We start from the raw sequence: 12,114 nt of genomic DNA, 5'->3' as shown, positions 1-12,114 counted from the left end.
TTTGCAGGTTAACGGACTTATCGGTTAAACTAAGCCAAACGCATTGAGGAGAACGTCGTAATGGCTCAGGTCGCATTTGATACACAAGAATTTGTCGAAACGCTTGAAAATGCTGGTTTTCGTACAGAGCAGGCGAAAGCGCTTTCTTTAGCCGTGCGTAAATCTCACGAAGTTGCTGATGTGGCCACTAAACGCGACCTTGAAGACCTTCGTAAGGACTTGACTATCCATATAACCGATAGCCACAGAAACCTATCGGCTGAAATTGTTGGTATCCGTAAAGACATGGAAGCCCGTTTCGAGAAGACCGATGCTCAGATAGCCTGTGTTCGCAAAGACATGGAAGCCCGTTTCGAGAAGACCGATGCTCAGATAGCCTGTGTTCGCAAAGACATGGAAGCCCGTTTCGAGAAGACCGATGCTCAGATAGCCTGTGTTCGCAAAGACATGGAAGCCCGTTTCGAGAAGACCGATGCTCAGATAGCCTGTGTTCACAAAGACATGGAAACTCGATTCGAAAAAGTTGATGATAACTTTGAAAAAACTGACGCTAAAATAGTCTCAGTCCATAAAGAGTTGTCTGCTGAGATAGCCGATGTTCGTAAAGATATGACGGCACGTTTCGAGAAGACCGATGCCCAAATAGCCGATGTCCGTAAAGATATGGCGGCACGTTTCGAGAAGACCGATGCTCAGATAGCCGATGTACGCAAAGATTTCATGACTGAAATGTCCCTAATGCGTAAGGATATCGAAAAGAGCGGCATGCAAACAACCATCAAGCTCGGTGGTATGTTAGTGGTTGCTGTTGGTGTGATTCTTGCCGTCCTTAAAATCCCCTTTTAATCTTGTGTGGGTTGTTAGCTCAGTTGGCAGAGGCAGTTGTGTTATAAACCTTTGGTTGTGGGCTCGAGTCCCGTATGACTCACCTCCTTTCAATTTTATGGTGTTCTTTTGTGTAATCTCATAGCGTAAACTGATATTTCTCTTTCATACCGAATAGATACCCTAGCAGCTGTTGTCAGTCGAGTAGCGAACCCACATTACTGTATGTTCGCCCTCTAAGGTAGGGTCGAACAATGGCGCGGTGATCAAATCACGACTTATCTTGATTGCTCCCGTTTCCATCGCCCGCCTCGTCAGTAGGGTCGAACAATGGCGCGGTGATCAAATCACGACTTATCTTGATTGCTCCCGTTTCCATCGCCCGCCTCGTCAAACGCAGCATGCGGTTTTCCCGCACTACGCTTACCTGACAACTTCATACCAAAGCTTATGTGACCTATCTGGCTGGCGACACTTTCGGTACTGGGTAATATCTAATCTTATAGTCTGAATATAAACCTAATTTTTGATAAAACCCTTCCCTACTCCATCTCCCCCAGCCGAAGCCTTGCCGTCGACGTGCCTTCATTAAATGACGTCTCGCTTTCTTTTCTACCCAATCTTTAACGTAGGTAAAACATCGACTTGAATTACCGATCCTATAATAATTCACCCAGCCTCTGAGTATCGGATTGATGAGATAAATGACCCGATCAATCGGTTGAGACTGATGGCCTCTGAACACCGCTTTTAATTTCTGTAAAAGCCGTGTTCTCGCGTCCATCTTCGGTGTTTTCATGATTCCCCATTTCCCTTGCTTTGTTTTCGTTCTTCTAAAAACAAACCCTAGAAAACTGAAGGATTCATCTTGCTTCAGATCAACTTGTCGTGTCTTTTCTAAATTAAGTGTTACTCCCAACTTCATGAGTTCTTCTTTCAGTCGTTTGTAGACACCCGCTGCCAGCCAATCCCATTTTCTATAGCTGTCGATCATTATGATAAGATCATCAGCCCATCTCGCGTATGCAATATGCTGATATCCATCCGTACCCGTTACCCCCTTTGCTCGTTCAAGCATCTTATCTACCTCATTGAGATAGATATTGCTCAGTAATGGCGACAACGGACCGCCTTGAGGTACCCCACATTTCCCACCTGCTTTCAGTATCAGCTTGAGTAGCCGCATGACTTCTTTGTCATTCACGCGCGTTGCTATTTTGCTTAACAAAATATCGTGGCGCACGGTGTCAAAATACGATTTGAGATCGACATCGATGACTCGCGTCATATTCTTGATAGCTGCTACTGTTACCTGTTCTACTGCTTCAGCAGCCGTTCGCTTGGGGCGATAACCAAAAGAGCCCGGCTGGAAATCTGCCTCGAATATCGCTTCTAGAATGAGTTTGACTGCACCTTGCACTACGCGGTCTCGAATAGTGGGAATACTTAACATCCTGGATTGCCCTCCAGCTTTCGGTATCGCCCGTTTCCGATTCCTCAGTGGGTAGTAGGTCTTGGAGAGTAAATCCTTCCTGATGGATTCAAGAAAGTTGTCTACCCCTGCGGACTCAATTTCTTCAAAGGTCACCCCATCTACTCCTGGTGCCCCCTTGTTTTGTTTCGCCAGCTTATAGGAGGTACGCAACGTTTCCATCTTACCAACATGAACATAGATACCCCAAAATCGCCAAGATTTATCAGCCTTCGCTTTGATGTATATCTTCCTTCTCAGGTCTTGCAAATTAATGGTTGTTTTTATCATGACAACCCTTGCCTCCCTTGTTGTTAGAAGCATTATTGTCAGTAGGGTGCCTTTGCTCCACAAGCGTTACCTTGCTTCATCACTACTACACACCCCTCCGCCACCCTCTCGTCTTCGATTCACTTCCCGGTTCACCGGTTATAGAATCTACCTTGCTCCAGTGGCTTTCTCACTGGGACGAGGAGGGCTTCTCCAGTTGCTTCGTACATCCTTGATATCATGCCGTCACTACCACCCCGCCGAAGTTGCTCAGTGTTTCAGTCGATTTCGCTCAGCAATGCTGCTTTCGCCCCCTACGTTGCGGGCTCAGCCTTCGAGGTTACGCACTTTCGGGGCCACCTCTGTGTTCATTTGTATTACGGCCTGATATCTCGCACTTACCCTAACGGTAAGGTTGTCGGTAGGCTTCAACATCTTGGTTTCCCGCCATGCTGCTACCCAAGCTACAGGGCGCCGACTTTTACCCTGGCAGGTCTATCTCCTGCTGAATGTACCAGCCTTTGCTGGACGCACAACGCAGCATGCGGTTTTCCCGCACTACGCTGTTCGAGATTTGATTCACAGCGTAACTAACTTCTGCATTTCTGCAAAGGATAGCCTTAGCTTTGGCAACTGTAGAGGAGTATATTTCGTGATGAGTAAACGGAACTTTTCCCACGTTATATACCCTTTCCAACTTCAGCTACAAAGCATTTTATGCCAGTACCTTGTAGTATATCGATAGACTTTCCATAAGGATCTATGATTCCCCCCAAGGCCATAATAGGCATTGCTTTGGCTTGTTCTTGGATTTTATAGTGCCGTATGCGACGCATTAGTTCACGTAACTTACTTAAGCTACGTTTTAGTCTACTCTTCTCCTTCGGCTACAGTAGTGCGTGAAACCTAGAAAATAGATCGTTTTTATTTTCTTATTCCGCTCCTTTGCGTGCTTCTGCGCAAATCGTCCAAACTCTACTAATCGCGTTTTACTTGGCTCTAGTAACAACCCAAACTTACCAAGTCGTTTGGCCAGTACTGCTTGAAATTGCAATGCATCTGCACGATATTGAAAACATACTACAAAGCCATCAATTATAGCGTATTAGATAACACTCGCCTTTTAATCTAGGTTTAACAACTTTCTCAAACCAGAGGTCAAGGACATAGTGTAGGTATATATTGCTTAGTAATACGCTGATTGATCCACCCTGGGGTGTGCCCAACTTCGTTGTTTACAATTCTTCATCTTCTAGGACACCTGCTTTGAGTCATCTCTGGATAAGGTTTATTATCCTCGGATCCCCTATTCGGTGTTTCACAAATCTTAGTATCCATCCGTGGTCTAAACTACAAAAGAAGCTGTTCAGATCGGCTTCTAAAACCCATCTTACTTTCTTCCCTGCTATGACTTCATTAAGTTTTGATAGGGCATGATGCGCGCTTAGTCTTGCTCTACCACCGTATGAACAAGGTAAGAAATCTTGCTCATACGGTGGTAGAACTTCAACAACACTCCTTTGCAAGGCGCGATCAGCAATACAGGGAACCCCTATCGGACGCTTTTCAGGTTTTCCCGGTTTAGGGACTCAAACTCGCCTGACAGGCGGAGCCTTGTAGCCTTTACGATGTACTGCTTGAAGCATGCACCCTATCCAGTCTTGAAAAGTCTCCCCCTCGCTTCTTTTACATTTACACCATCTATACTCCCGCCGTGCTATTCTTAGCGGTGTGTTTTAGACTTCCCCACACCCTTTCACGTGTTATGTGGTGACAGAGCGATGTAAATCTAAGTTCTGTGTTACACCTAGCTTTTGCTGCTATTTCTATAGTTTCGTTTCCATGGTTGGGATGTTGTCAGTGCTAATGATTAAAAGGGCTCTTCCGTAAATAATGTTGGATTAAAGAAACAGTTCAACTCGCCGGTCACTGAAAAATAATGGGCGATCTTCGCTCTTCGAGGTAGAGCAAGTAATTTTTGAGAATGATCATTTTCAATAGATAAAAAGTCAGAAAATGATTTATATCTCAGTTAGCTACAGTGTTCAGTAACAACATTAGCGCTGATACAGAAACTGACTCTGTTGAACGTCCCTTTGACTTGGGTGCTTCAGGGGCGATTCTCGTGGATAACCCATATCACCATAACTAAATAAAACAATAAGTCAACTACCCATAATATTATATCAACAACAATGGATTCATTCATCACAATGTCTCCCAAAGTGAGTGATGTGTATTTCGTGATAAAGGTGCTGTCGTTCCTATTGGCGCGGTCTTACCCCTGTAATACGAAAAGTACAAAACGTACATGGAACACAGTAGAAAGACGATAGAGCGAATGCGGCTCAAATTTATTCTTTGTCTGAAAAAGCGTCTTTTTTACTGCCGAGTATGACACTGACCGCAACGCTGCAATGTCTTTCTGGGATATTCCCAAAGCAAAAAGCATCGCGGTTTCAAACTGGACGGGGGTGAGTTCAGGAAAGATTTCCCGAAATTCAGAAAATTGAGTCATATCGAAAGCAGCCATGGCAGCCTCCCGTGAAGGTTATGGTGGTTAGCTGATAGGGGTGGTTTGTAGTGCTAATTAACATTTATTGATATCCACACAGGCTGAGGTTGTGTCACCACTGCTCATTGAGCTATTCTCAGCTCATTTCTCCATTGAGTTATGATGTGATACAGCGGTTTTTTTTGATTGGCCGCTTTGGTAGTTGACTTATTGTTTTATTTAGTTATTGGTGATACGGGTTATCCACGAGAATCGCCCCTGAAGCACCCAAGTCAAAGGGACGTTCAACAGAGTCAGTTTCTGTATCAGCGCTAATGTTGTTACTGAACACTGTAGCTAACTGAGATATAAATCATTTTCTGACTTTTTATCTATTGAAAATGATCATTCTCAAAAATTACTTGCTCTACCTCGAAGAGCGAAGATCGCCCATTATTTTTCAGTGACCGGCGAGTTGAACTGTTTCTTTAATCCAACATTATTTACGGAAGAGCCCAATATAAAGTAGCGTTGACAACACCTGCTAGGGTATCTATTACGGTATGACAGAGAAATATCAGTTTACGCTATGAGATAACACAAAAGAACGCCATAAAATTGAAAGGTCTTGGTCGGTAAAATCAAATGTGTATACCCTCCGTCTTTGAAGTTGCCGCTAGGCGGCCAGGGTGTGAGACCGATGAGCGTAGACATACTACGTGATTCGGCGAACACCCGCAGCCAACAACGCGGCGGCTTCAAAGGCGAAGGGTATATAGGCGATTAAGGTATTTTTGAAGCTGTTACTCATCCTCGAGAGATTGCTCACACCGTTGTTGCCGAGTAGTTCGGCTTTAGGTTGAATTGGGGGTTACCCACTTCTTTATCGAGAATATCCAGTACCCACCTTTAGAATAGAAATTTAACACCCACGTCAATCAGTTGACTGCCTATAGGGAGACGTTGAGGTGGGATGTAGTTATCTAATCCTTTTATTTTGCAAAATGTTATTAATTGATTTAGACAATTTATTCCTGCTTTTCGATATATTTTTTGTAATGTGTTTTCTATGGTTCGGTGAGAAAGATGTAGTTTTTTGGCTATCTCTTTAGCACTCAGAGAATATAAAGCAAAAAATATCACCTCAAGTTCTTTTTTAGAAAACAATTTCTTTGTTGAATGAAAAACCGGTAAATTAGGTAGTTCTCCATTAATACATTGCAGCGCAGAAAAGAAGGCGCATTTTCTGCTGTGAAAAATAATTCCTATACATTTCCCCTTTTCATTATAAAGCGGGAATTTTTCACAAATATAAGGTTGAACTATTTGCTTACGCCCATAGGGATAAATATTCAGTGAAGAGAGACTTTGTTGCGTTTCACGGACTTGGCGGTCATGCTCCTGAAAATAACAGGCAAACTTTGCGCTAGCATGCGGAATATCGCTGTCCAATCGACCCTTGAGCCTAAAATTAGCGGGAAGATTCAACAGTTCAAACCAGGCTTTATTCGCATACAAGTAGCGTGATTCATTATCCTTAATGCCCCAGGGGTTCGTGCTACTTTCGCACAGCAATATCAGCTGTTTTGATATCTCATCCGCCGTATATTGTACGTTATTATCCGTTTTCATTTTTTAGGAACGACTTTTGTGGATAATCAACGCTATCAAGAATTAGATAAAGTTCGGTTGCCCATAACATTATATCAACAACAATGGATTTATTTATCACAATGATTTCCTCAAATAAAGAGGGTGAATTACTTAGTGAACGTGAATTATTAATCAAAAAAAAGAAGGGCGTTACCTGAAATATACAGGGTATCTTATTTTTTATTTTTGTGATAAGGCGCGGAGTGTGTTTTGAGAAGACCCAAAGCTTGAAGGGTGACCTTGGGTCTTCTGGTATACCATTTTGTGTTATCTATTTTAACGGCCGGTTATCTTCCTCTCATTCTTTCTTTGTAGAACACATCCCCGTAACGCAAAAAACACAAGACGCACTTGAAATACCGCCAACAAGCTGTTGAGTGAATAGAAATTAAGTTTGATTTTTATCTCTTCCAACGTCGCGTTTACCACGGGATATGACACTGACCGCAACGCTGCGATGTCTTTTTGCGATATGCCTAACGCAAAAAGCATCGCGGTTTCAAATTGGACAGGGGTTAATTCAGGAAAGACTTCCCGAAATTCAGAAAATTGAGTAATATCGACTATAGCCATAGCAGCCTCCAGTCAGGTTGTGGTGGTTAGCTGACAGGGGTGGCTCGCGACCATCTCTGTTAGCGCTATCTAAAATTAATTAATATTGGATTGTTAGGCCATATTTTTTCTCCGTTATTTATAGTGCGAAACTCGTGTCAGAATGGCTTGAAATTCAATTTATTACTATAACAGGCCGCTTATTTTACTATTAGGCAATAACTCTATATATTTAATGAAAAAATTAAGGGGAGAACATTTTCCATTGCCAATCACTTATCCCTGTCCGAGGCGACTTGCCTTGACAGAAGCGATGCAAGACTGGATACATGTCGCCGCATACGGCATTTGATAGTCATCTCCTAACATACTTGTAATATCTAGAGCAGTCGCACTGGCTCTGTTTTAACCCGATGCCAGAATACTCTTTTTTTCGACTCTATTTTTCTGTTCTACTTGCATTTCACTTTTTCCTCAAATTATTTAATTTTCTCAATTACTTTCATGGTCGCCAGGCTTCGGGCTGGTTTGAATGGGTATCCCGGTGATTTTTGCATGGACATTAACAAACATTGTTAAAGTCGTTGCTAATGCAACGACGATAAAGTAAAAGATGACTTCCTTCCTAAAGAACTCTTTGCCAGTCGGTCTCTCATCGAGGCTGGGGGTGATTACATCGCTCACCCAATGCGTGCTGCTTAGTGGCTCCTGCCTAAATCTAATTCACGACTTGTCCCCGTTTTCACAGGGGCGCCGGGTCAGGCTGCTACTTCTTGGGCTGTCTTGCCTGGTGGCGTTAGTTGTAATCTTAAATGAGTCGCAGAAATAATATACAAACAATATTGTACATTAGTAAACAATTAATTTTGTTTAAAGTGAAATTAAAAACTTATTTTTTGTATTTGAAAGAAAATTCAATTGAAAAAAATTTTGTGGGAAGGTGAACTCAGTGGAAATCTTCAGACACAAAAAACTGATATAAGCTGAAGGAGGATATTAAAACAGATTATTTGCTCTATTGAAAAATTAGGGCTAGATCCTAGATTGAAGCAGGAAATAGCAAACTCTCTAACATGTCAGAAAAGTCTGATGCAATGCCTAAATCGGTTAGGCTATGACATTGAAATTTTAATTAAACCAAGCCAGAAGTTTATTGACCATAGAATTTTTTCTTTAGCGTGACGGGCTCATAACCTAATCTGAGCTGTGGCTATCTTTGCTGATGTAACTTTCCTCTTTTACAATCACAGTGAGCCCGGTTTCATCGGCTTTATAGTGAATCATCTCGATAAGCCTGGCATGAGGAATGCTGACAAATTTTTGGTTATTCAGCTTGCCGATGTTAATGGATTTTTTCCATTCGAAGTTGTGACCAATAACAAGGGTTCCTGCGTCGGCCATCAAAGCGTAATTGATAATGAAACGACTCACCTTGTGGAGATAATCATTTATCCAGCATAATCGTTTAACTGATTTAATCATCTTCCCGTTAACCAGAACAGGTTGAACAGCTGGCTGGTTTGAAATAAGGGTGGCAAGATTATTGATGCCTAAAGCATTGCTCTTATTCAGCAAGACTTTAGGCATTGACTTGAACTTATAAACCAACTCAACGAAGAATGCATTGCCTGTTGGCACGAATCTAACATCCTGAACAATTGTGTCGTCACCCGCTTTACTGTTTACAATTTGATTGCCACAACAGGTAACAATTATAGGTTTCATTCCTAACAATGAGGCGGATAGCCGTAGAGAGACTGCATTGGCTATTAGGTAATCAGCTAGCTATGGACGGAGAATTTCGCGCAAACTGTTAAATAAGTCGCATTTTTGCCTCGATTACTACGCCGATGATCTGACAATTACCATTGATGGGGATGAGTGGATAGCTTGGGTTTAATGGTTTTAGGTAATTTTTTCCTGCGTCAATGATGTATTTCTTGAACGTTGCTTCATTGGCATCAGTTAACTTTGCAATAACTAAATTTCCATCTTTAACCTCACGGCCTGTATCGACAAGAATAAGTGTATTTTCTGACACACTCACACCGATAAGTGATGTCATAGAATCCCCTTTGACACGTAGCCAAAAAGCTTCTCCCATGACATGAGCCGCTGATTCTGGCCATTCTTCAATTTCAGAAACATTATAATAAGGTTCAATAGATTCACTCCAATTACGAGCTTGTGCCCATCTGATCAATGGATAAACTTTTGTTCGCTTATGAGGAGTGATATAGGCAACGTTGTTAGGTTCGTCTTTATGCTCGCCCCCGTTTAATAACCAATAAAGTTGACAATTCAGAGCGTTAGCAAGCTCAGGAAGATAGCGTGGTCTTTTTGTTTTACCATTTTCCAATTGTTCAATAGCTTGTTGAGAAGTATCGACTCGTTTGGCTAAATCTTTTTGAGTAAGGCCCAATTCTGTTCGTCTGCTTCGAACTCTATCCGCAATACTCATGAAGTCATCCCTAAAAAATAACTCTCCTTAATATATTCACATATTCACATATTCACAAGAAAAACTGTATTTGACAAACAAATTAAATTGTTATTAAATGCAAATAAATTTGTTTTGGAGAGACTATGAAAAACCTATCTGAACGGATTAGACAACGACGTTCAGCACTGAAAATAACTCAGGTCGAACTTGCCAAAAAAACGGGTGTTAAACAGCAATCCATTCAGCAAATTGAGGCTGGAATCACCAAACGGCCGCGTTATCTATTGGAACTTGCCAAAGCACTCCAGTGCAACCCTCATTGGTTGATGTATGGGGAAGAAAAGTCAAGTCGTCTAAGCTCACGGAACCCACCTTCACTTACATTTTAACAACCTAGATCGCTTTTTTCTCTGAATAGTAAAGTTTAATGAATTTAATCTACAAAGGAAAGACTGTTTAATGGATACCATCATTACCTATCATCCACGACTACGATGAAGCATTTTATAACCCGTATGTTATATTATTATTGTATAAAATACTGATTATAAATAAAAAATTTAATTGATCATAGGCAGGTCTATTGAAAGCGGTCATAGTGTTGTTTTGATGTGCTTGGATATAGCACTGTTAACAAAGTGAGTGTTGAGATAATATCCGCTTTTTGTGGGGTTATTAAGGATGAAAAACAGACATTATCCGATCAAAGCGTCCGATTTTATAAAAGAAATCGAGCCTCATATTTTTAAATATTACAAGCGTCCAGGCAGACCCACGGGTATCAGCCATTATCACTTTTTCTCGGCAGTGTTATACGTATTGAAAACCGGTATCCCTTGGCGTGACGTGCCTACTTTTTATGGCCACTGGCATACGATTTACACACGTTTTAAACGCTGGAGTGAGAATGGGCTATTCTGGCATTTGCTTTATCTATTGCAGAAAAAAAAGAAAATCAGCCTTGACTGCGTCTGGATAGACAGCACCACAGTGAGCCTACACCGCCCTGGCTCAGGGAGTTTAAAAAAAAGGAGTTCAGTCGATAGGGCGCGGTCGTAAAGGAATGAGCACTAAAATTTATGTTGGCCTTTCAGGCGATTGTCTCAGGAGTGTCTGTTTATTCTTAGAGACAACGTACTGATATAAAAGTCTTTTCTACCTTGTGGGCAAAAGGAGACTGGAGACAGATAAGCGATGTCATCGTGGATAAAGGTTACGATTTTTATGATGTCAAAAAGTTTATTCGTGATAGCGGAAAATACCCGCTGATCCCCCGCCGCCAAGGCGCGATTTATTCCGGTATCCCGCCAAAAGATAAAGAAAAATATAAAACACGTAATGCCATTGAACGTTTCTTCGGCAAAATAAAAGAACATAAAAGACTCGCTTTGCGCTTTGATAAGCTTGATATCACCTTCTTTTCTTTTTTCGCCATCGCTTGTCTTAAGGTCTTTAAATTACTTTGTTAACAGTGCCATGTCAAAAAGTAAATTTCATAGCTGTCTGTATAATCATGAAGGCAATTGTGAATTTTAATGGTTCTCTACCAATAACACAGACTGGCTTTACGCAAGCATTACACACATTCCAGAAACTTTATGGAGATCACTATGAGTAATATCGCTTATGTAAATTTTTGTCCGCATACAAAGGGTGAAGAACGTCATGTGGTTGATACCGATAACGGTTATACCCGTTTGGCTAATGAATTGCTTGAGGCAATTTTACGGGCGGGATTAACACAGAATCAGCTATTGATCGCGCTGGCGGTGATACGTAAAACATACGGGTTCAATAAAAAACGGGATTGGGTTAGTAATGCTCAACTTTCAGCCCTGACGGGACTGCCAGAAACTCGATGCAGCACCGTTAAAAACGAGCTGATTAAATTAGGCATATTGATTTCAGCAGGCAGATCGGTAGGCATAAACAAGGCGATTTTAAGCTGGAAAACCAAGGTTAACACAATCAGTAAAACATTGACGGTATCTGTAAAGAAAACCTTTAAGGAAACGGTAAATCGTCCTTTACAGAATCTGTTAACCACAAAAGACACTATTACAAAAGACAAAAAAGACAATATAAAGATAGTGCCTATAATACCAAAAAGCGTTGCCCAAAAAATTAACAAAGCCACGCAACAACCCTCAGGATTTACCCCTTCTGAAAAACACACCTCATTGGCCAATGAACTGGGCGTCAACCTGCTCAGTGAATTTGCTGTGTTTGTGGATTATCACGCTTCTAAAGGGTCAAAGTTCAAAAATTGGGATGCCGCCTTAAATACCTGGCTCAGAAATGCGGTGAAGTTTGGTATTAAACCACAGTCTGCCTCCCACCGGATGACTGAAAATTTTAATGAAAAACACTATGGCGTTTCGGATATACCGGTCTGGATGGAGTGAT

At 41.6% G+C, this 12,114-nt stretch carries 12 protein-coding genes and 1 pseudogene; 6 read left to right on the top strand and 7 right to left on the bottom strand.

Features of this window, described 5'->3' with window-relative positions; genetic code table 11:
* Nucleotides 1-60: 60 nt before the first annotated feature.
* A complete protein-coding gene (locus AACL30_RS04505; RefSeq protein WP_339057852.1) occupies nucleotides 61-846 on the top strand; it encodes a hypothetical protein in 786 nt (261 codons plus the stop codon).
* A 436-nt stretch (nucleotides 847-1,282) separates the two neighbouring features.
* Here AACL30_RS04505 and ltrA read toward each other — a convergent pair whose 3' ends face one another.
* The 3 genes and pseudogenes from ltrA to AACL30_RS04495 all read right to left on the bottom strand — a co-directional run bounded on the left by ltrA (nucleotide 1,283) and on the right by AACL30_RS04495 (nucleotide 5,099).
* Complete coding sequence (gene ltrA, locus AACL30_RS04500; RefSeq protein WP_339057671.1) at nucleotides 1,283-2,587, bottom strand: group II intron reverse transcriptase/maturase; 1,305 nt, start codon at nucleotides 2,585-2,587, stop codon at nucleotides 1,283-1,285.
* Between the two features lie 1,250 nt (nucleotides 2,588-3,837).
* Nucleotides 3,838-4,143 (bottom strand): annotated as a pseudogene (locus AACL30_RS16405) (reverse transcriptase domain-containing protein); the annotation flags it as partial.
* A 701-nt stretch (nucleotides 4,144-4,844) separates the two neighbouring features.
* The gene (locus tag AACL30_RS04495; RefSeq protein WP_339057851.1) at nucleotides 4,845-5,099 is read right to left on the bottom strand and encodes a transcriptional regulator; all 255 of its coding nucleotides are present in this window, start codon (nucleotides 5,097-5,099) and stop codon (nucleotides 4,845-4,847) included.
* Between the two features lie 625 nt (nucleotides 5,100-5,724).
* On the opposite strand from AACL30_RS04495, the gene AACL30_RS04490 reads away from it, so the two are divergent.
* The gene (locus AACL30_RS04490) at nucleotides 5,725-5,847 is read left to right on the top strand and encodes a hypothetical protein (protein WP_339057850.1); all 123 of its coding nucleotides are present in this window, start codon (nucleotides 5,725-5,727) and stop codon (nucleotides 5,845-5,847) included.
* A gap of 122 nt (nucleotides 5,848-5,969) precedes the next feature.
* Here AACL30_RS04490 and AACL30_RS04485 read toward each other — a convergent pair whose 3' ends face one another.
* The 4 genes from AACL30_RS04485 to AACL30_RS04470 form a co-directional block, all read right to left on the bottom strand.
* Nucleotides 5,970-6,692, bottom strand: a complete 723-nt coding sequence (locus AACL30_RS04485) for a helix-turn-helix transcriptional regulator (protein ID WP_339057849.1) — start codon at nucleotides 6,690-6,692, stop codon at nucleotides 5,970-5,972.
* Nucleotides 6,693-6,989: 297 nt separating this feature from the next.
* Nucleotides 6,990-7,286: a transcriptional regulator gene (locus AACL30_RS04480; protein ID WP_339057848.1), complete on the bottom strand. Its 297-nt coding sequence runs from the start codon at nucleotides 7,284-7,286 to the stop codon at nucleotides 6,990-6,992.
* Between the two features lie 1,173 nt (nucleotides 7,287-8,459).
* Nucleotides 8,460-8,903, bottom strand: a complete 444-nt coding sequence (locus tag AACL30_RS04475) for an IS200/IS605 family accessory protein TnpB-related protein (RefSeq protein ID WP_339057847.1) — start codon at nucleotides 8,901-8,903, stop codon at nucleotides 8,460-8,462.
* Nucleotides 8,904-9,078: 175 nt separating this feature from the next.
* Complete coding sequence (locus AACL30_RS04470; RefSeq protein WP_339057846.1) at nucleotides 9,079-9,726, bottom strand: LexA family protein; 648 nt, start codon at nucleotides 9,724-9,726, stop codon at nucleotides 9,079-9,081.
* Nucleotides 9,727-9,851: 125 nt separating this feature from the next.
* Between AACL30_RS04470 and AACL30_RS04465 the strand changes: the two genes are divergently transcribed.
* From AACL30_RS04465 to AACL30_RS04450, 4 genes are all read left to right on the top strand, one after another.
* Nucleotides 9,852-10,097 carry a helix-turn-helix domain-containing protein gene (locus tag AACL30_RS04465; RefSeq protein ID WP_006706107.1) on the top strand — a complete coding sequence of 82 codons (246 nt, stop codon included), beginning with the start codon at nucleotides 9,852-9,854 and terminating at the stop codon, nucleotides 10,095-10,097.
* Between the two features lie 292 nt (nucleotides 10,098-10,389).
* The gene (locus tag AACL30_RS04460; protein ID WP_339057845.1) at nucleotides 10,390-10,767 is read left to right on the top strand and encodes a transposase; all 378 of its coding nucleotides are present in this window, start codon (nucleotides 10,390-10,392) and stop codon (nucleotides 10,765-10,767) included.
* A gap of 83 nt (nucleotides 10,768-10,850) precedes the next feature.
* Nucleotides 10,851-11,177, top strand: a complete 327-nt coding sequence (locus AACL30_RS04455) for a transposase (RefSeq protein ID WP_339058388.1) — start codon at nucleotides 10,851-10,853, stop codon at nucleotides 11,175-11,177.
* 141 nt (nucleotides 11,178-11,318) lie between these two features.
* Nucleotides 11,319-12,113, top strand: coding sequence for a replication protein (locus AACL30_RS04450; RefSeq protein ID WP_339057844.1), 795 nt, complete (start codon nucleotides 11,319-11,321; stop codon nucleotides 12,111-12,113).
* Nucleotide 12,114: the final 1 nt, after the last annotated feature.

The sequence above is a fragment of the Candidatus Regiella endosymbiont of Tuberolachnus salignus genome, from assembly GCF_964020115.1.
Classification (GTDB): Bacteria; Pseudomonadota; Gammaproteobacteria; order Enterobacterales; family Enterobacteriaceae; genus Regiella; species Regiella insecticola.
This window is presented reverse-complemented; position numbering and strand designations above follow the sequence as displayed.